Annotated in this window: 20 protein-coding genes; 14 read left to right on the top strand and 6 right to left on the bottom strand. The window is 65.4% G+C overall.

The genetic code is table 11. The annotated features are described in order from the left end of the window. Nucleotides 1-70 precede the first annotated feature (70 nt). The 13 genes from GK109_RS20730 to GK109_RS20670 all read left to right on the top strand — a co-directional run bounded on the left by GK109_RS20730 (nt 71) and on the right by GK109_RS20670 (nt 13,907). Nucleotides 71-274, top strand: a complete 204-nt coding sequence (locus GK109_RS20730; protein WP_157242312.1) for a ubiquitin-like protein Pup — start codon at nt 71-73, stop codon at nt 272-274. Nucleotides 275-354: 80 nt separating this feature from the next. After that, a complete protein-coding gene (prcB, locus tag GK109_RS20725; RefSeq protein WP_321213558.1) occupies nt 355-1,173 on the top strand; it encodes a proteasome subunit beta in 819 nt (272 codons plus the stop codon). 1 nt (nt 1,174) lies between these two features. Then, entirely contained in the window at nt 1,175-1,885 is a 711-nt protein-coding gene (gene prcA, locus GK109_RS20720) for a proteasome subunit alpha (protein WP_157242311.1), read from the top strand. Nucleotides 1,886-1,898: 13 nt separating this feature from the next. Beyond that, nucleotides 1,899-3,263 (top strand): Pup--protein ligase, encoded by a 1,365-nt coding sequence (pafA, locus tag GK109_RS20715; protein WP_157242310.1) that lies wholly within the window; start codon nt 1,899-1,901, stop codon nt 3,261-3,263. A gap of 112 nt (nt 3,264-3,375) precedes the next feature. Next, a complete protein-coding gene (locus GK109_RS20710) occupies nt 3,376-4,302 on the top strand; it encodes an FKBP-type peptidyl-prolyl cis-trans isomerase (RefSeq protein ID WP_370460729.1) in 927 nt (308 codons plus the stop codon). Between the two features lie 98 nt (nt 4,303-4,400). After that, entirely contained in the window at nt 4,401-4,796 is a 396-nt protein-coding gene (locus tag GK109_RS20705; protein ID WP_104997974.1) for an FKBP-type peptidyl-prolyl cis-trans isomerase, read from the top strand. A gap of 120 nt (nt 4,797-4,916) precedes the next feature. Further along, nucleotides 4,917-6,896, top strand: a complete 1,980-nt coding sequence (locus GK109_RS20700; RefSeq protein WP_370460728.1) for a helix-turn-helix transcriptional regulator — start codon at nt 4,917-4,919, stop codon at nt 6,894-6,896. Between the two features lie 10 nt (nt 6,897-6,906). Then, nucleotides 6,907-7,260 carry a hypothetical protein gene (locus tag GK109_RS20695; RefSeq protein WP_157242308.1) on the top strand — a complete coding sequence of 118 codons (354 nt, stop codon included), beginning with the start codon at nt 6,907-6,909 and terminating at the stop codon, nt 7,258-7,260. 27 nt (nt 7,261-7,287) lie between these two features. After that, nucleotides 7,288-7,560 (top strand): Sec-independent protein translocase subunit TatA, encoded by a 273-nt coding sequence (tatA, locus tag GK109_RS20690; protein ID WP_045731378.1) that lies wholly within the window; start codon nt 7,288-7,290, stop codon nt 7,558-7,560. 48 nt (nt 7,561-7,608) lie between these two features. After that, complete coding sequence (gene tatC / locus GK109_RS20685) at nt 7,609-8,403, top strand: twin-arginine translocase subunit TatC (protein WP_157242307.1); 795 nt, start codon at nt 7,609-7,611, stop codon at nt 8,401-8,403. Nucleotides 8,404-8,422: 19 nt separating this feature from the next. Then, the gene (locus GK109_RS20680; protein WP_157242306.1) at nt 8,423-11,356 is read left to right on the top strand and encodes an RNA helicase; all 2,934 of its coding nucleotides are present in this window, start codon (nt 8,423-8,425) and stop codon (nt 11,354-11,356) included. 54 nt (nt 11,357-11,410) lie between these two features. Further along, entirely contained in the window at nt 11,411-13,066 is a 1,656-nt protein-coding gene (locus tag GK109_RS20675) for an amidohydrolase (protein WP_157242305.1), read from the top strand. A 94-nt stretch (nt 13,067-13,160) separates the two neighbouring features. Beyond that, nucleotides 13,161-13,907 (top strand): polyprenol monophosphomannose synthase, encoded by a 747-nt coding sequence (locus GK109_RS20670; protein WP_321213565.1) that lies wholly within the window; start codon nt 13,161-13,163, stop codon nt 13,905-13,907. A gap of 103 nt (nt 13,908-14,010) precedes the next feature. Here GK109_RS20670 and GK109_RS20665 read toward each other — a convergent pair whose 3' ends face one another. The 5 genes from GK109_RS20665 to GK109_RS20645 form a co-directional block, all read right to left on the bottom strand. Further along, nucleotides 14,011-14,358, bottom strand: a complete 348-nt coding sequence (locus GK109_RS20665) for an RNA polymerase-binding protein RbpA (protein ID WP_013600997.1) — start codon at nt 14,356-14,358, stop codon at nt 14,011-14,013. Nucleotides 14,359-14,622: 264 nt separating this feature from the next. Continuing rightward, nucleotides 14,623-15,564 carry an SPFH domain-containing protein gene (locus GK109_RS20660; protein ID WP_157242304.1) on the bottom strand — a complete coding sequence of 314 codons (942 nt, stop codon included), beginning with the start codon at nt 15,562-15,564 and terminating at the stop codon, nt 14,623-14,625. A 33-nt stretch (nt 15,565-15,597) separates the two neighbouring features. Beyond that, nucleotides 15,598-16,062, bottom strand: coding sequence for an NfeD family protein (locus GK109_RS20655; RefSeq protein ID WP_157242303.1), 465 nt, complete (start codon nt 16,060-16,062; stop codon nt 15,598-15,600). A 125-nt stretch (nt 16,063-16,187) separates the two neighbouring features. Continuing rightward, nucleotides 16,188-17,069 (bottom strand): putative RNA methyltransferase, encoded by an 882-nt coding sequence (locus GK109_RS20650; RefSeq protein ID WP_157242302.1) that lies wholly within the window; start codon nt 17,067-17,069, stop codon nt 16,188-16,190. Between the two features lie 46 nt (nt 17,070-17,115). Further along, on the bottom strand, nt 17,116-17,796 hold the full coding sequence (locus tag GK109_RS20645; protein WP_157242301.1) for a peptide deformylase: 681 nt from the start codon (nt 17,794-17,796) through the stop codon (nt 17,116-17,118). A 58-nt stretch (nt 17,797-17,854) separates the two neighbouring features. Here GK109_RS20645 and GK109_RS20640 point away from each other — a divergent pair, with 58 nt between their 5' ends. Then, complete coding sequence (locus GK109_RS20640) at nt 17,855-18,268, top strand: nuclear transport factor 2 family protein (protein WP_157242300.1); 414 nt, start codon at nt 17,855-17,857, stop codon at nt 18,266-18,268. 41 nt (nt 18,269-18,309) lie between these two features. On the opposite strand, the gene GK109_RS20635 is transcribed toward GK109_RS20640, so the two are convergent. Beyond that, on the bottom strand, nt 18,310-19,458 hold the full coding sequence (locus tag GK109_RS20635; RefSeq protein WP_370460727.1) for an FAD-dependent oxidoreductase: 1,149 nt from the start codon (nt 19,456-19,458) through the stop codon (nt 18,310-18,312).

Here is a 19,458-nt window from a genome sequence, read left to right as displayed (position 1 = left end):
CCACACCGTGGCAGGATGGGCATATCGGAGGATCCGCCGGATCCGAAGACAGAAATAAGGAGGGGTAGCAATGGCAGGCCAGGAGCAACAGCAGCCGCAGTCACGCGACAGCCAGGTCGAAGAGGACATTCCCGAGTCGCCGCCCACGCCGCCTGAGGCGCAGGCATCGGCATCAACGGAAGGCGTGGACGACCTCCTCGACGAGATCGACGGCGTCCTCGAATCCAACGCCGAAGAATTCGTACGGGCATTCGTCCAAAAGGGCGGTCAGTAACCCGTACCCGGAGGCTGGCGGAAGCCGCGGACGGCCGAATCTGTACCGACGTTGAAGTACCACGTTCAAGGAGTGCATGAGTGCAGGAATCAACCGCCAACCAGGTAGCCGCCAACGCCACGTCATCGTTCACCGAACACCTGCAGCGGGACCGGCCGGAGCTTCTGCCCTACAACCGGTCCCTCCAGGCGGGCGCGGCCGCCGCCCCGTTGCAGGTTCCGCACGCCACCACGATCGTTGCGATGAGCTACGACGGCGGCGTGCTGATGGCGGGGGACCGGCGGGCCACCATGGGCAACGTCATAGCGAGCCGGCACATCGAAAAAGTCTTTCCGGCCGACCGCTACTCCGTTCTGGGGATCGCGGGGACTGCCGGCATTGCGATTGACCTCACCAGGTTGTTCCAGGTGGAACTCGAGCACTACGAGAAGATCGAGGGCACGCTTCTCAGCCTGGAAGGCAAGGCCAACCGGCTTGGCGCCATGATCAGGGGAAACCTGCCCCTGGCGCTGCAGGGACTGGCAGTGGTGCCGCTCTTCGCCGGGTTCGACACCAGCGCCGGTGTCGGCAGGCTGTTCTCCTACGATGTCACCGGGGGCCGGTACGAGGAACACGAGCATCATACGGTGGGATCCGGAGCTGTCTTCGCACGCGGTGCTTTGAAGAAGCTCTGGCGGCCAAACCTTACGGCAGCGGAAGCTACCGCTGTCGCGGTCGAAGCCCTGTACGATGCCGCCGACGACGACTCAGCCACCGGCGGTCCTGACACCGTGAGGCAACTCTGGCCTGTCATCTACACGGTGGACAGCTCGGGTGCGCGGCGGGTTCCGGACAGCGAACTGGCAGCTGCCGCGAGGAATGTCATCGAAGCCCGCACCATCGCTGGACGGGAGGCCTGAGATGACACAGCAGTTCTATGTATCACCCGAGCAGCTCATGAAGGACCGTGCCGACTTTGCACGGAAGGGCATCGCCCGCGGCAGGTCCGTCGTCGTCGTCAGCTGCGAGGACGGCATTGCACTCGTTGCCGAAAACCCCTCGCCGTCGCTTCACAAAATCGGTGAGATCTACGACAAAATCGCGTTCGCCGCAGTCGGCAAGTACAACGAGTTCGAAAGCCTCCGCCAGGCCGGGGTCCGCTACGCCGATGTGCGCGGGTACTCCTATGACCGGGAGGACGTGACGGCCAGGGGACTGGCCAGTGTCTACGCGCAGAGCCTTGGCGCGGTGTTCACCGCTGAACAGAAGCCCTTCGAGGTGGAGCTTGCAGTGGCCGAGGTTGGCCCCACGCAGGCGGAGGACCACCTCTACCGGCTGACGTTTGACGGCTCCATTGCCGATGAGCACTCCTTTGTTGTGATGGGCGGCCAGGCAGACAAGGTCTCAGCCGTGATTGGCCAGGGCTGGCGCAGCTCGCTGAGCTTCGCAGAGGCTGTGCGGCTGGCAATGGCGGGACTGGTTCCGCCGGCGGAGGGAGAGGAACCGGCGAAGGCACTGCCGGCTGGAGCGCTGGAGGTGGCAGTCCTGGACCGGCAGTCAGAAAGCAGCCGCGGATCAAGGCGTGCCTTCCGCCGGCTTACTGACGCAGATATCACTGCAATGCTGGCCTAGGAGGACAGGACAGATGGACAAGAGAATTTTCGGCATCGAAACCGAATTCGGCATCTCATATTCGAGCCCCGACTCGAGGCCTCTCGCTCCCGAGGAGGTGGCCCGGTACCTTTTCCGGAAAGTTGTCAGCTGGGGGCGCTCCTCCAACGTCTTCCTGACCAATGGCTCCCGGCTGTACCTTGACGTGGGGTCCCACCCGGAATATGCCACCGCCGAATGCGATGACTTGGCGCAGCTCATTGCCCATGACAGGGCCGGGGAGCTGATCCTTGATGACCTCGTGGACGAGGCACAGGCCCGCCTTGCGGCCGAAGGGTTCAACGGAACGGTCTACCTGTTCAAGAACAACACTGACTCCGCCGGAAACTCCTACGGCAGCCACGAAAACTACCTCATTCCCCGCCGCGGCGAATTCTCGCGGCTGGCAGAAATCCTGATCCCGTTCCTGGTCACCCGCCAGCTGATCGCCGGCGCCGGCAAGATCCTCAAGACACCGCACGGGGCAACGTACGCCTTTTCACAGCGGGCCGACCATATTTGGGAGGGCGTATCCTCCGCCACCACCAGGTCCCGCCCCATCATCAACACCCGCGACGAGCCGCATGCGGATGCGGAATTCTACCGGCGCCTCCATGTCATCGTGGGCGACTCAAACATGTCTGAAGCCACGGCCATGATGAAGATCGGCACCGTGGACCTCGTGCTGCGCATGATCGAGGCCGGGGTGATCATGCGGGATATGCGGATGGAAAACCCGATCCGCAGCATCCGTGAGATCTCCCACGACCTCAGCGGCCGGGCACTGGTCCGGCTGGCGAACGGACGCCAGCTGACGGCACTGGAAATCCAGCAGGAGTACCTGACGAAGGTCACGGCATTCGTGAAAGAGCATGGTGCCCACAACCCCCACGTCCCCTTGATCCTGGACCTTTGGGAGCGCGCGCTCAAGGCCATCGAAAGCGGCGACTTCCGCAGCATCGACACCGAAATCGACTGGGCCATCAAGAAGAAGCTCATGGACAACTACCGTGAACGCCACGGGCTGGGCCTGGACGCCCCGCGGATTGCCCAGCTGGATCTCACGTACCATGACATCTCGCGCAGCCGCGGCCTCTACTACCTGCTTCAGGCGCGCGGGGCAGTCCGCCGCATCGTGGAAGATACGGTCATCAAGGACGCCGTTGACGTTCCGCCGCAGACAACCCGGGCAAAGCTGCGCGGCGACTTCGTGCGCCGCGCCCAGGAACTGGGCAGGGACTACACGGTTGACTGGGTGCACCTTAAGCTGAATGACCGTGCGCACCAGACCATCCTGTGCAAGGATCCCTTCCGCAGCGTCGACGAGCGTGTGGATGCGCTCCTTGACTCTATGGGCTGACACCCAGCTTCAGGGGCTATTCTGGATAGGGCCCTTTATCCGGGCCCTGCGCGATGCCGGCCGTTGCCATGCGGAACATCGCATCCATCCTGCCCCGACGAAAGTTTTATACGTGCGCCGACTACTAGCAATCCTTCTTCCCGGCCTGCTGTTGCTGACCGCCTGCGGCGGTTCAACCGCAGAGCCGGAACCCACCAGCGTATCCGCCGGTGAGACTGCCAAGTTCGACTCCCTCAAACTGACCGACAACGGGGACAAGAAAGCCCCCGGTGTTGAATTCACCAAGCCGTTGGAAGTGGCAGAACCCACCATCAAGGTGGTCACCGAGGGCAGCGGCGAAACGGTTAAGGCCAACCAGGTCGCCAACATTTCCATCCTGGCCCTAAACGGCACCGACGGCACGACGCTCGAGGACACATTCCCGGGTGAACCGGAACCGCTTGAGCTGAACGAGGAGCTGAAGACCGGCAGCGAGGTCATCTACAACGCGTTCGTCGGATCGAAAGTAGGCTCCAGCCTGGCACTGGCTGTACCCGGCCAGGCCGCGTCAGCCGGAGCCGAAGCCCAGCCCACCCAGCTGCTGGTCATCAAGGTGCTGTCCGCTGAGGATGTAGCGCCGGTCCTGGAAAAGCCCGAGGGCGAGACCGTGACCCCGCCGGCAGGATTGCCCACAGTCACCGAAAAAGACGGCATCCCCGAAATCAACGTCGAAGGCGTAGCCGCCCCCACGGCCCTGGTGTCGCAGGACCTCGTCAAGGGCAAGGGCCCCACAGTCAAGGAATCCGACACCCTCACCGTCAACTACGTTGGCGTGACCCTCGTTGGCGGCACCAAGTTCGATTCGAGTTTCGACCGCGGCGAACCCGCAAGCTTCCCGCTCACCGGCGTCATCAAGGGCTGGACCCAGGGCCTTGCCGGCAAGACAGTTGGTTCCCGCGTCCTCCTGGTCATCCCCAAGGACCTTGCCTACGGCGACGCCGGACAGGGCGAGGCCAAGGGGGACCTCGTCTTCGTAGTGGACATCCTCGGGGCGAAGTAGCAACACTTACAGTCGGGCCGCTGCCCCACCGCGGCATCGATCAGCAGCACCACACGTGCGCAGCAGAACACGAGCAGCACAGACCTAAAGGAGTAACCATGTCATTTGGCCAGCGTGATTTCGACCGCCAGAAGCCCGAGATCGACTTCCCCGAGGGCGATGTTCCCACGGAACTGGTGATCACCGACCTCATTGAGGGCGACGGGCGGGAAGCCAAAGCCGGCGACACCGTATCCACCCACTATGTGGGCGTTGCCTGGTCAACAGGCGAAGAGTTCGACGCATCCTGGGGCCGCGGCGCACCGCTTGACTTCCGCGTAGGCGTCGGCCAGGTCATCCAGGGCTGGGACCAGGGCCTGCTCGGCATGAAGGTGGGCGGCCGCCGCCGCCTGGAGATCCCGTCCGAGCTGGCGTACGGCTCACGCGGCGCCGGCGGAGCCATCGCTCCGAACGAAGCCCTGATCTTCGTAGTGGACCTCGTAGGGGTCCGCTGACGGGGATTAGCCGCTAAACGGCATCCGTCACCGCCACGAGCGCGGCAGGCCCGGGACTTTGAACACCCGGGCCTGCCGCGCTTTCTGCGTTCCGGCGCGGACTTTAGTAACGTAGCCAGGGTGTCCGTATCCCGTACTGAACGTCTCCTCAACCTGCTCATCGCGCTCCTGAACACCCGGTATGGCCTGCGCCGCAGTGAGCTGCGGGAGAAGGTCTACCACGACCAGTCAGGAAACGACGTTGCCTTCGGGCGGATGTTCGAACGGGACAAAAACGACCTCCGCCAGTTCGGCTTCGATGTGGAAACACTGACGGACATGGGGTGGAGCGAGGACGACCCTGCCACCACCCGCTACCGGATCGGCAAGGAATCGAACCGCCTTCCTGATGTCCAGCTGGGGCCGGAGGAATGGACCGTACTCCTCCTGGCCTCGCAGTTGTGGGAACGCGCCGCCCTGGGCACGTCCGCCCAAAGCGCGCTCCGGAAGCTCAAGGCTTCCGGCCGGATGGCCGACGTCGGCCTGCCCGCCGGCGTCCAGCCACGGATCAAACCCGCCGGACAGGCCTTCGATGACCTGGTCGCCGCAATGCACTCCCGGCACCCCGTCACCTTCACGTACCTCGCGGGCACCACCGGCAAGGAGGAACTGCGGGCAGTGGAACCATGGGGCCTGGGCAGCCGCTTTGGCCAGTGGTACCTGATGGGCCACGACCGGGTGCGGAATGCCACCCGGCACTTCCGGCTCTCCCGCATTACCAGTGCGGTGACAACCCTGGACAAAGAGCTCTTTACGCCGCCCGCGGACTTCAATGTACGGCAGGAACTGGCCCGCCTCCCGGAGCTTCCGCTGCGCACTGCCATCGTGGACGTCAGGGAAGGACGCCTGCTGGCCCTGCGCCGGCGGAGCTCTGACGCAGGCAACGCGGCCGGGCGGCCGGCCACCGGCTATGAGCGGTTGGCCCTGCAATTCAGGGACCCCGAGAGCCTGGCCGAGGAACTGGCCTCTTACGGGCCGGATGCGCGCGCGGTGTCCCCCTCCGAGCTCGTCAAAGCCGTCCGCCGCAGGCTGCGTGCCGCTGCGGACTTCAGCGCGGCTCCTGTGCCCTCCTACCGCTTCGGCGAGGCCCGTGCCCGGAGTGTCCGCAAACGCACTTCCGAGGACCAGCTCAAGCGGATGCTCCAACTGGTGCCCTTCCTGGTGCACAACCAGGGCCTGCACATCCAGGACGTCGCCGATCAGTTCGGCGTCAGCAGGAAGGAGCTGGAGGACGACCTGCAGATTCTGATCTGCTCCGGGCTGCCCGAGGGATATCCCGATGATCTTTTGGACATCCAGTGGGACGACGACCACGTGTACATCACCCAGGACCTGGACCTGACGAAACCGGTCCGTTTCACCGTGGAGGAGGCCTGCGCCCTCCTGACCGGGCTGGAGACGCTGAACGGGCTGCCGGAAGTAGCCGAGGGCGGCGCCCTGGAATCGGTGACGCTAAAACTCCTGGCGGCAGCCGGCGAAGAAGGGCTCAGGGCGGCCTCCCTTGCCGGGCCCGAAGTCGCACCCGCGGATGCCGCCACTCACGCCGCCGTGCGGCAGGCGATCGAGTCACGCTCACAGCTGCGCCTGGCGTACCTGTCGCCCCAGCGGGACGCCGTGTCCGAACGCGATGTGGATCCCCTCCGGCTCTACTCCCTGGACAACACCTGGTACTTCGAGGCCTACTGCCACCTGGTCCGCGGGCTGCGGAATTTCCGCCTGGACCGGGTCCAGGAGCTGCACCCGAACGGTGTTCCCATTTCCGCCGACATCACGCCGGCCGAAGGGGCGCCTGCAAAGCTTTTCACGGCCAACGACGACGACACCACCGTCACCGTCCAGCTCACCCGGCAGGGGAGGGGACTGGCAGATGACTACTACGCGGAACGTACGGCGGAACTGCCCGACGGCGGCCTGGTGGCGGACATCCGCTTCAGCAACACCGCATGGTTGCCGATGTTCGTGGCCCAGCACGGGGGTGCTGCCCGTATTCTTGCCCCCGAGGAGCTGGCGGAAGCTGCCCGCACCTGGCTGGCGGCATCGCTGGCCATGTATGGCGACTAGACTTCTCAGCATGCCTTGGTGGTCCTGGATCCTGATATGGGTGGCGCTCGTTGCGCTCTCGCTGCTCTTCTATGTCCTGCTGGGCATCCGGTTGTTCCGCCAGTTCATGGCAACCGTCAAGGACCTGGGGGCGGCCGGTGAAAAACTGGGGCAGCTGGGCCCCATGGAAACATCCCCGGCCTCCACAGCGCCGGCGACGCCCCACCCGGGATCCGCGGTTTTTGCCTCGCCGACTGTCATGAGACATGATTACGAGGCATCCAAGTCGTCCCGACAGGAAGAACGCCGTCTTCGGCGGGTGCAGCGCAAGATAGACCGGGGCCAGCCGCAGGCACTCGGCGATCTGGACTTCACCTCGAAGTAAAATTGTATTGAAACGAAAGGATTTCCCGTGGGAAGACTCTTTGATGGCCCTTGGCCCATCGTAATTATCATCGTTGTTGCATTGCTCCTTTTTGCCGCGCCTAAACTTCCGGCCATGGCACGCAGCCTTGGCCAGTCCATGCGGATCATCAAGTCCGAAGTCAAGGAAATGAAGAACGACGGCAAGACCGAATCCACTGACGCCTCCGGTCCGGTGGAAGGCACCATCGTCAACCACCCCAAGGCGAAGCCCGGTGAGCCGACAGACGGCACTGACGTTCCGCCGTCGAACCGCGCCTGACCCCCAGTGGCACTGTCGCGGGCCCGTAAAGCCAACCCCGAGGGGCGGATGGCTCTTTGGGACCACCTCAAAGAGCTCAAGAACCGGCTGATCAAGTCGGCGATCGGCGTCGTTATTGGCGGCATCGGGGGCTGGATACTTTACGATCCGTTGCTGAAGGCCCTGGCCGAGCCGGTCAACCGCATCTCCGAGCAGACCGGCGGGCTCTCGGCCATAAACTTCGGAAGCATTGCATCTCCGTTCGATTTCAAGCTGCAAATGTCACTGCTCATCGGCGTGGTCATTTCCAGCCCCATCTGGATCTACCAGCTCTGGGCGTTTATCACGCCCGGCCTGACCTCCAAGGAACGCCGGTACACGCTGGGGTACATGGCGGCGGCAGTCCCGTTGTTCCTGGCCGGTATCTGGGCCGGCTGGCTTGTTGTGCCGCAGGTGGTCCACGCGCTGACGCAGTTCACCCCGGAAGGGTCCTCCAGCGTCATCGATGCCCGCACGTACATCGAGTTCGTGACCCGCATGGTGCTGGTCCTGGGCGTGGCTTTCCTGGTTCCCGTGGTGCTGGTGGGCATCAACATGGCGGGCATCATCTCCGGCAGTACCATCCTCAAGGCCTGGCGCATCACAGTGTTCCTCGTGTTCGTCCTCGCTGCCATTGCTGCTCCCGGAGCAGATGCCATCTCGATGTTCATGCTGGCCGGCCCACTGCTGGTGCTTTTCTTTGCCGCGATCGGCATCTGCCTGATGAACGACAAGCGCCGCGAACGCAGGACAGCCAAACGGGCAGCTGAAACCGAGGCCACAGCGGACATCGCCACCCCCGGCAGTGAGCTCAAGAACCTCTGAGCCCCGTTAGGCTTGGGGTATGTCCTCCAACACCGGGCCTTCTTCCATTGGACCGTTCCCTGCCGGGCCCACCGACACTGAAGAGCTCTCTCCTGCCGAGCGGTACCGTGCCAGCGCCGAGCGCAGGGCCGAAGCGGCGACATACCTCGGAGCCTTCGTCCGTACCCTGGACTTCGAACTGGACGACTTCCAGCGGCAGTCATGCCGCTCCCTCCAGGAGGGCAGGGGAGTGCTGGTGGCGGCCCCCACAGGCGCCGGCAAGACCATCGTCGGTGAATTCGCCATCTACCTGGCGCTTCAGCGGGGCCTGAAGGCGTTTTACACAACCCCCATCAAGGCTTTGAGCAACCAGAAGTTCACCGAACTTTCTGAAAAATACGGCGCCCGGAATGTTGGCCTCCTCACCGGCGACACCAGCATCAACGGTGACGCCCCCGTCGTCATCATGACCACGGAAGTCCTGCGGAACATGCTGTACGCGGATTCGGCAACATTGGACGACCTCGGCTATGTGGTGATGGACGAGGTGCATTACCTGGCCGACAGGTTCCGGGGTGCCGTCTGGGAGGAAGTGATCATCCATCTCCCCAGCGAGGTGCAGGTGGTTTCACTCAGCGCCACCGTCTCGAACGCCGAGGAGTTCGGAGCCTGGCTGGACACCGTCCGCGGTGATACTGACATCATCGTCTCCGAGCACCGGCCGGTACCTCTCTGGCAGCACGTGATGGTTGGCCGCCAGATCATGGACTTGTTCGCCGGAGAAACCAGCTTCGACGAAATTGCGCCGCCGGTGGACGGGGGGGAGACGCAGCCGGTTTCGTCGAAGGACAGCGCAAAGGGCCGCGGCGTCGACGTCAATCCCCACCTCCTCAAGGTAGCGCGCAGCGAAATCCAGCAGAGTTTCCGCAGCCGCCAAGGGGGACCCGGCGGACGCGGCCAGCGCGGGCGGCGCGGCAACGACCGTCCCGGCCGGGGCGGCGACGAACGTGGCGTTCGTCCCGCCAGCCGCCCCCAGGTCATTGCAAGCCTGGACCGCATGGACCTGCTCCCTGCCATTACCTTCATTTTCTCAAGGGCCGGCTGTGACGCTGCCGTGGCACAGTGCGTCGGCTCCGGGCTGTGGCTCACCACGGAGAAGGAACAGCGGATCATCGCCCAGCGCGTTGACGAAGCCGGCCAGGATATCCCGCCGGACGACCTCGATATCCTGGGCTTCTGGACCTGGCGTGACGGACTGATCCGGGGCTTCGCCGCCCACCATGCCGGCATGCTGCCCACTTTCAAGGAAGTGGTGGAGAAACTCTTCGCCGACGGCCTGGTCAAAGCGGTTTTCGCCACGGAAACCCTGGCCTTGGGCGTCAACATGCCTGCCCGCTCCGTGGTGCTGGAAAAGTTGGACAAGTTCAACGGTGAAGCCCATGTGGACATCACCGCCGGTGAGTATACGCAGCTGACCGGCCGTGCGGGCCGCCGCGGCATCGACGTCGAAGGCCATGCAGTGGTGCTGTGGCAGCCCGGTACGGACCCGACGGCGGTCGCCGGCCTGGCGTCCCGGCGCACCTACCCCTTGAACTCGAGCTTCCGGCCCACGTACAACATGAGCATCAACCTCCTGGCCCAGTTCGGCCGGGCCCGGGCCCGCGAAATCCTTGAGTCCTCCTTTGCCCAGTTCCAGGCTGACCGTTCGGTGGTGGGGCTTGCCAGGCAGGTGCGCAGCCGGGAGGAATCGCTGGCCGGGTATGCCAAGTCGATGACCTGCCATTTGGGCGACTTTACCGAGTACGCGCGGCTGCGGAGGGAACTCTCCGACGCCGAAAACGCCGGTTCGCGTACCAAGTCCCGCGCCCGGAAATCACTCAGCGATGATTCCCTGGCCCGCCTGTTGCCGGGGGACGTGGTGGAGGTGCCCGGGGGCAGGGCGCCCGGCCCGGCCATTGTGCTCAGTTCGGACCACACCAGCCGCGAGCCGCGGCCTGCCGTCCTGACGCTGGACAACCAGTTGCGGAGAATCGGAACCGATGATCTGGAAGGCCCCATCGCGCCGGTGACGCGCATCCGCATTCCCAAGTCCTTTAATGCCAAGGTGCCCAAATCCCGCCGTGATCTCGCGTCCTCGGCCCGGAACGCGTTGCGGGAGAACCGGCCGCCCGCCCCGGGCAACACCCGCAACCACGATTTCGGACTCGCCACGGCCCTGCCCAACCAGGAAAAGCGCATCGCCGACCTCCGCCGCGTCCTCCGGGCCCACCCGTGCCACGGCTGCAGCGAACGGGAGGACCACGCCCGCTGGTCCGAACGCTGGTGGAAGCTGCGGCGGGAAACCGATGGGCTGGTGCGCCAGATCCAGGGCCGGACCAACACGATCGCCAAGACCTTTGACCGTGTGTGCGACGTCCTGACCGCGTACGGGTATCTGGAGCCGGCTGCCGACGGCCGGCTGGGCATCAGTCCCGATGGCCAGCGGCTGCGGCGGATCTACGGGGAGAAGGACCTCCTCATTTCCCAGTCCCTGCGGCTGGGCGCGTTTGACGATCTGGATGCCGTGGAAGTTGCAGCACTGGCCAGTGTGCTGGTGTACCAGGCGAAAAGGGAGGACCGGGGGCTCCGGCCGCGGATGCCCAGTATTTCCCTTGAGACGTCGGTGGATATCGTCGTCCGCGAGTGGTCTGCCTTGGAGGACGTGGAAGAGGAGAACAAGCTTCCGCTGACCGGCGAACCCGAACTGGGGCTCGTCTGGCCGATCTACAAGTGGGCCCGTGGCCGCCACCTGCAGGACGTCCTGAGCGGCACGGACCTGGCAGCCGGTGACTTTGTCCGGTGGGTGAAGCAGGTTGTCGACCTCTTGGACCAGCTCGCAAAGATTCCCGGCCTGGAACCCCGCCTTGCCCGGCTCTGTGCCGAAGCCATCTCGCTGATCCGCCGCGGCGTCGTAGCCTATTCTTCCGTACTCTGACAAGCCTCGCCGGCCACCCACCGGCCCACACCAACTCCAGGAGCACTGCCCCGCATGTCCCAGCCTGAACCGCTGCCCGCTGCCCGAGCTAAGACTGTCCTCTACCGGAACGGGTCCGTCTACACCGCGGCAGACCCTTTTGCCACGGCCATGGTGGTTGACGGCGGCACGGTTGCCTGGGTGGGATCCGAACAGGCAGCCTCATCCATTGCTGACAGTTCAATGGAGATCATCGATCTCCGGGGCGCCCTCGTGGCGCCGGGCTTCGTGGACTCCCACATCCACCTGACCGAGACCGGCATCGCGCTGGACTCACTGCAGCTGGGCGGAATCCGTTCAGCCAAGGAACTGCTGGACGCCGTAGCCGGCGTCCCCGGCACGGGACCTGTGCTGGGCCACGGCTGGGATGAGACCACCTGGGCGGATGACACCCTGCCCACCGCCGAGGAGCTGGAACGGGCGTCCGCCGGGCGGCACGTATACCTCTCGCGGGTGGACGTGCACTCCGCGCTGGTGTCCGGGTCCCTGGCCCACGCGGCGGGCGTCCGGGAACTGGACGGGTTCGACGGCGGGGCGAGGGTCCGGCGGGCAGCGCACACGGCCGCCCGCCAGGCTACCCGCCGGCTGCCGCACGACGAGCTGCGGCGCCACCAGGGCCGTGCATTGTCCGAAGCGGCGGCTAATGGCTACGTGGCAGTCGCGGAAATGGGCGCACCGCACATCGGCGGCGCAGAGGACCTGCGGCTTGCCGCCGCATGGAACAACGGCGGCCCTGAAAGCGCCGGAGTCCCTGAAGTCCTTCCCTACTGGGGGGAACTGGCGGCCTCCGAAGAACATGCCCGCAGCCTTCTGGGCCAGTTTGGCTTCAGCGTGCGGGGGGTGGCCGGCGACCTCAACATCGACGGCTCCATCGGATCGCGGACGGCCGCCCTGAGGTCCGCGTACGAGGACGCGCCGGGCGAGCAGGGGAGCCTGTATCTGACTGTTGATGAAGCTGCAGCGCACCTTGCTGCATGCTCGCTTGCCGGAGTCCAAGGCGGATTCCATGTTATTGGGGACGCCGGGCTGGACACCGCGCTGGCCGCCCTCGAGCTGGCAGCACGTGAAGTGGGTGAGCAGCGGGTGCGTGCCGCAGGCCACCGCCTTGAACATGTGGAGATGGTGGACGCCGCCGCCGTCGAAACCCTGGCCCGGTACGCGGTTACAGTCAGCGCCCAGCCGGCGTTCGACGCTGCCTGGGGCGGCCCCGGAGGGCTGTACGAACAAAGGCTGGAGGAGCGGAGCCGGTCAATGAACCCCTTTGCCAGGCTCTTCGCGGCCGGGGTTCCGGTGTGCTTCGGCAGCGACAGCCCAGTGACGCCCCTGCGGCCCTGGTCCAGTGTCCGCGCCTGCCTGGAGCACCACAACCAGGATGAGCGGATTTCGGCCCGCGCAGCCTTCCTGGGCCACACCCGGGCAGGCTGGCGCGCCGCCAGATATTCCGACCCCATGGCGGGACAGCTCGTGCCCGGAGCTCCTGCCAGTTTCGCCGTCTGGGAGGTCGAGGAACTGATGGTCCAGGTGGCGGACGGCCGCGTCCAGTCCTGGAGCACCGACCCAAGGGCGCGGACACCGCTGCTGCCTGCCCTGGACACCGGCACTGATCCGGTGTGCCTGCAAACGGTCAGGAACGGCATCGAAATTTTCGCAAGTCCAGCGCTCCGGTCCTGACCCGGCTGCCGCCACCCTATAATTGGTAGTTGCGCCTGCTGCGACCCCGATTGCGGCCGGGCGCTCTGACCGTTTCCCCCAGGAAAGGCCCTCTGTGCGCGTCCTCACGATCATTCCCACCTACAACGAGCTGGAATCGCTGCCCAAGACCCTCCAGCGGCTTCGCGCGGCGGTCCCGGCGTCGGACGTGTTGGTGGTGGATGACAACAGCCCTGACGGCACCGGCCAGCTCGCGGACCGTTTCGCTGCCGAGGATTCCCAGGTGCACGTCCTGCACCGCAAGGGCAAGGAAGGCCTGGGCGCCGCGTACATCGCCGGCTTCCGGTGGGGTCTGGACGCCGGATATGACGTCCTGGTTGAAATGGACGCTGACGGTTCCCACCAGCCCGAGCAGCTTCCCCAGCTGCTGGAAGCCGTTGAACAGGGCGCCGACCTTGCCATGGGCTCCCGGTGGGTTCCCGGCGGCAGCGTCGTCAACTGGCCCCTCTACCGCCAGGCCATTTCCAGGGTGGGCAGCACCTATGCCCGCCTCATGCTGGGTCTGAAGATCAAGGACGTCACGGGCGGCTACCGCGCGTTCCGCAGGACCACGCTGGAAAAGCTCAACCTGGACCAGGTGGACTCGGTTGGCTACGGCTTCCAGGTGGACCTCGCGTTCCGGGTGGCCCGCATGGGGCTCCGGATCGAGGAACGGCCCATCACTTTTGTTGAGCGGGAACTCGGCGCCTCCAAGATGAGCGGCAACATCGTGCTCGAAGCCATGGTCAACGTCACCAAGTGGGGCCTGCAGGCCCGCTGGCACGCCCTGACCGGCAAGAAGACACCGGCGCGGCAGCCGTAACCGCTGCAGCACAGCGCGTAGAAGCCGAATTAAACAAGGAAGGGGCTGTCCCTGCACAAAGTGCAGGGACAGCCCCTTTGGTTCAAGCCCTGGGCTGGATTCCTTAGGCGGAGCGCCGTTCTCCGCGGCGTTCGCGCAGGATGGTCAGCCGGTCTTCGAGGATCTGCTCAAGCTCGGGCAGCGAGCGGCGTTCCAGGAGCATGTCCCAGTGGGTACGGACAGCTTTGTCGTTGCTGGTGTCGGGCCGTTCGCCATCAACCAGGAGCGCTTCCTTGCCGGTTTTGGAAACCCACACCGGGGGGATTTCCGCCTCTGAGGAGAAGGTGACGAAGACCTGCTCGCCGTCCTCGCACCGGTACTCGACACGCTGGCGCGGAGCCGGCTCTACTCCGGACTCGGTCTCCATGCTCTGTGCACCAAGGCGCATGCCCCGCAGGCTGCGATCGCTCATGATTTCTCCCTCTGGTCGATTCGCGGTGTACAACACCGCGCCGGCCGACGGTAAACACGTACCATCGGACTACTGTGTGCTCTGTGCTGCATCTCTAGATTCAACGCATCGCGAAGCTTTGTTGTTCCAGCGGATCTGCTCCAGCCGGACAAATACACAATTATACCGGCGTAAGGCCGGAACAGCCAAAAGAGGGGTCCGTTCAGCACGGACCCCTCCTCGTAACCGGCAAGGACCGTCAGCCGGTCCTCCGGCCGTAGCGCCCTAAGGCTCCGACGGTTTGGCCCCGACTTCGTCGAACAGGCCGCCGGCGGATTCCGGGGTGGTCCCGCCCAGGGCGTTGCCGATTCCCTTGAGTGCTTCGCCGACTTCACTGGGAATGATCCACAGCTTGTTGGAGGAGCCCTCCGCCAGCTTGGGCAGTGTCTGCAGGTACTGGTAGGCCAGCAGCTTCTGGTCCGGATTGCCCTTGTGGATGGCGTCGAAGACCTTCTGGATGGCCTGGGCTTCGCCGTCGGCACGGAGGATGGCCGCCTTCGCATCACCTTCCGCTTTCAGGATGGAGGCCTGCCGCTGGCCCTCAGCGGTGAGAATCGCTGACTGCTTGGTTCCTTCGGCCGTCAGGATGGCCGCGCGCCGGTCGCGCTCGGCGCGCATCTGCTTCTCCATCGAGTCCTGGATGGAGTGGGGCGGATCGATTGCCTTCAGTTCCACGCGGGAAACCCGGATGCCCCAGCGGCCCGTGGCCTCGTCCAGGACGCCGCGCAGCTGTCCGTTGATCTGGTCCCGGGACGTGAGCGCCTCCTCGAGGTTCAGCCCGCCCACCACGTTGCGCAGCGTGGTGGTGGTCAGCTGCTCCACGGCCTGGATGTAGTTGGCGATCTCGTACGTGGCGGCGCGCGGGTCCGTGACCTGGAAATACACCACGGTATCGATGGAGACCACCAGGTTGTCCTCGGTGATGACAGGCTGCGGCGGGAAGGAGACCACCTGCTCGCGCAGGTCCAGCAGCGGCAGGAGCCGGTCAACGAAGGGAATAAGGATGGTCAGTCCCGGATTGAGCGTCCGCTGGTATTTGCCCAGCCTTTCAACAACACCAGCCCGTGCCTGTGGAATGATCCGGACCGCCCGGACCAGGACAATAATCACAAACACGATCAGGACCACCAGCACAATGGCGAGTGCGGCTCCTCCTGCGTTATCCATACATTTCCTTCTTCCCCAATTGATCAGGCTGTATCAGGACTTGGTGTCGGGTTCGGATGCTGCCGAAACCACGGCGGTGGCACCGTCTATGGCGGCCACCACAACTTTTTGGCCGGCGGGAAGGACTCCTGCCGCTGAGCGGGCGCTCCAGATATCGCCGCCGATTTTGACCAGGCCGCCGTCTGAGGAGACGGGTTCCATGACCACGGCCTGTTCACCGATCAGCCGGTCAACGTTGGTGCGCTGCTCGGACGGACCCTTCTTCAAGTGGGACAGGGCCACCGGACGGACAAAGGCGATCATGAGCAGGGAGACGACGCAGAAAACCACAATCTGCAGCCAGAGGTCAGCGCCGGCAAAATCAGCCACCAGGGCGGCGAGGGTTCCTCCGCCGAGCATGATGAAAAACAGGTCAAGGGTGATCATCTCGATCACTGCAAAGGCGAGGAAAGCGGTGAGCCACAGTGCCCACCAGTTTTCGCCCAACCATTCGAACAACGTGCTCCCCCTTCGCTACGGGGAGCCGCTACCGCGGACCCTCCAGCAACTGTTCTTCCATCCTAATGCGGGCAGCCTTCCTTTGGGCGGGCCGCCGGGAGTTGGCGGGGATAGTGGCCAAGTCGTTACTGCGTGCGGGCCGTCGCGGGGCGGAAGACTGTGAGGCGGAACCTCGCTTCGGCCAGGACGGGCTCCGGCTGGCCCTCCAGCCTGGCGGCGATGGCGGTGCGGTCGCTGTGATGCCCCGCCGGTCCCATGAACGCAAGGTCTGCTGCCTCCTGGCGGGTTAGCGCAAGGGGGAAGTCGATGTCCCGGGCGCTTTCGATCGTGAAGTGCGGCTCCATTGCCCCGGCCAAACGGTTCTCCTTGCCTTCTTCGATACCGAGCATGCCGGCCGGCTCCGCAATGGAGGCGAGATGACCGGGCCGGGGTGTCACCACGGCCAGCAGGCCCGCTGGCCGCAGCACGCGTGCGAACTCCGGGGCGTTCCGGGGCGCGAAAATAACCGTGACCGCGTCAACCGAGTTGTCCTTCACCGGCAACGGCTGCCATACGTCCCAGGCGAGGTTTACCGCCTCCGGGTTGAGCCGCGCGGCGCGCCGCAGGGCGAATTTCGAGATGTCGAGGCCAAGGGCGGCCACCTCCCGGCCGTTGGCCGCCGCCGCATCAAGCAGAACGCGCAGGTAGTGTCCCGTGCCGGTTCCTGAGTCCAGCACGACGGCTCGGTCCCGGGGCAGGGCGGGAACGACGGCGGCTGCCACCGCCTCTGCCAGCGGCAGGTAGTGCCCCTTCCCCAGGAAGTTGAAGCGGGCCTCCACCATCTCGGCGGTGTCCGCTTCGAAAGCGGTGCCTTTTCCCACCAGCAGGTTGAAGTACCCCTGCCTGGCGGCGTCGAAGCTGTGGGAAGATCCGCAAAGAAGGCGGCCGTGGCCGGAGGGATGCGGTCCCGCCGGCTCCAGCGGCTGGAAGCACACAGGGCACAGCAGGGGAAGCTTGGGAGCGGGCATAGCCACCATCTTAGGGCGGCCCGCCCGGCGCCCCGGATGGGTCCGGCTAGGAGCCGGCGACGCTGACCGGGCCGGTATCGAACCCGAGCCCTGCCCGGGCCTTGCTGATCCCCGGTTCCGCCCAGTGCGCGGCGTACTCCGCGTTGCTGCTGAGCGACCGCAGCTGGGCCCGGTCCACGTACAGGACACCGTTCAGGTGGTCGGTTTCGTGCTGCACGATCCGGGCCTGCCAGCCTGCGAACTCCCGCTGCACCGGTGAGCCATCGGGTGCCTGGAAGTCCAGCAGGACGTTCTCGGGTCGGGTCACCACTGCCTGGAGCCCGTTCAGGGAGAGGCAGCCCTCGTAAAAGGAGGCATACTCCGTTCCCAGCGGCGTGTACCGGGGGTTCAGGAGTGCCAGGAACTCCAATGGACGTCGCTTGCGCAGCGCAGCGGCCTCCGGATCGACGTCGAACTGGTCCTCGACGACCGCGATTTGGAGGGGGATGCCGAGCTGCGGCGCCGCCAGTCCCACTCCGGGGGCCTCGTGCATAACCTGCCGCATGAGGGCGATGAGGCGCTCCAGCTGGTCGGAGGAGAGTTGCCGGTCAAAGGCGGCGGCGCGCTGTCGAAGTGCGGGGTGGCCGGCCTGCACGATGGGCGGGAGCGTTCCTGCCGAAAGGATCCGCTCCACGGTTTCCCGAATCTGTTCATCGCTGGCGGTGGTCTCCGGCGGGATGGGGTTCATGGGGAAAGCCTACTGGCCTCCGTCATCCTCCCGGCCGCAGTGGGTTAGTGTCGTTTCCATGGCTGAAGACCCTTCCCTGAGCATCTCCCCGTTGGATCGGGTCCTCGGATTCATCCGGGTACTGGAAGCAGGCGGAGGGGCCGCTGAGATCAGGCCTTTCCTGGCGGACACCTTCGTGCTGGTCGAAGCACCGCACCTCCTGGCTCCGGAAGGCTCCACGCGCACGCTCGCTTCGGTCCTTGCCGGCGCGGACCAGAGCTCCGAGGTGGTCTCGGACCAGAAGTTCCACATCAGGCGCACCACCTGTGAAGGCGGAAGGGTGTCCGTGGAGGCAGACTGGTCAGCGACGGTCCGGATGGACCTCCGCTACTGGGACCGGGGGGAGACCATCCGGGCCCGGACGTCGTCGGTTTTTGAGGTTGCTGACGGAAAAATCGTGAGCCAGGACAGCTACGACTGCTACTTCCGCTGACTCCCGCCGGGGGCCATGTCCGAGCGTTCCCCGCCACCGCCCTACTGCATGGTGAAGCGGCGGGCCGTCCACAGGTTCATTGCCGGGATTGAAGCGGCGCCGCCGATGGCAAGGTTGCGAAGCCTAAGGAGCGGCGCCGGCAGCGGGCGTCCCAGCAGCATGTTCACTTCGGACTGGCGCCGCGCAATCACAGCGGCACGTCGCCGACCGGCGTCGAATGCCTTCAGCCGCCGGGCCACTGGCTTTCCCGCCACTGCCTCCCGAACCACGGGGGCCAGGGCCTGGGCGTCCAGCCAGCCAAGGTTCATGCCCTGGCCGCCGATCGGGCTGATTTCGTGGGCGGCGTCGCCCACCAGCACTACGCGCCCGGCCACGATGCGCCGGGCCATTGTGGAGCGGACGCTGAAGGCGCTCAGCATGGTGTTGGTCCGCACGTCAGGGAGGATTCCCGTCCGCCGCAGGACCAGGCGTGCCAGCCGGCCGGCGTCGGCTCCTTCCGCGGGCTGGCCGAGCCGTACCACCCACCGCCGCAGCCCGCCCGGGAGCGGGAAGGATTCCACGATCCCCTCCGGCTCGAGGAAGAGGACAGCCATCTGCCCATGGCGTCCGGAGTCGGCGAAGTCGCCCATCAGGTAGTGGTCCGGATAGGCCTTGGTGCGGACGGGCATACGGACGGCATCGCGCAGCCGTGACCTTGCGCCGTCGGCGGCGACCACAATTGACGCTTCAAAGCTGCCGCCCCCTGCCGTTGCGTCGCTGGAAGGTTCGACGACGACGGCGGCCGAAGCGCCGTCGTCGTTCACTCCTGTGACGCGCACGCCCCTGACGATGGCCCGGCTGTCGAGGGCATTGACGCGTTCCTCGAGGAGTTGTTCCGTCCGGTACTGGGGGAGGGCCAGCACGAACGGAAAGTCCTCCGAAACGCCTGCGAAGGACATGGTGCCCACGGTCCTCCCGCCGCTGAGGGCCATGCCCGCACGGATCGGCACGCCCTCCCGCACCATGGCATCGGCCAGGTGGACGCCGTCCAGCGCCTCGAGGGCGGGAGGATGGATCCCGATGGCGCGGGTGTGGATATTGCGTTCCGTCCGCTGCTCGAGGAGCCGTACGGAGACGCCCTCCTGGAGCAGGGAAGCCGCCAGGTAGAGGCCCACCGGGCCGCCGCCGACGATGACCACGTCTGTTTCCAC

Origin of the sequence: Pseudarthrobacter sp. GA104 (genome assembly GCF_009741265.1) — a bacterium.
Classification (GTDB): domain Bacteria; phylum Actinomycetota; class Actinomycetes; order Actinomycetales; family Micrococcaceae; genus Arthrobacter.
This window is presented reverse-complemented; position numbering and strand designations above follow the sequence as displayed.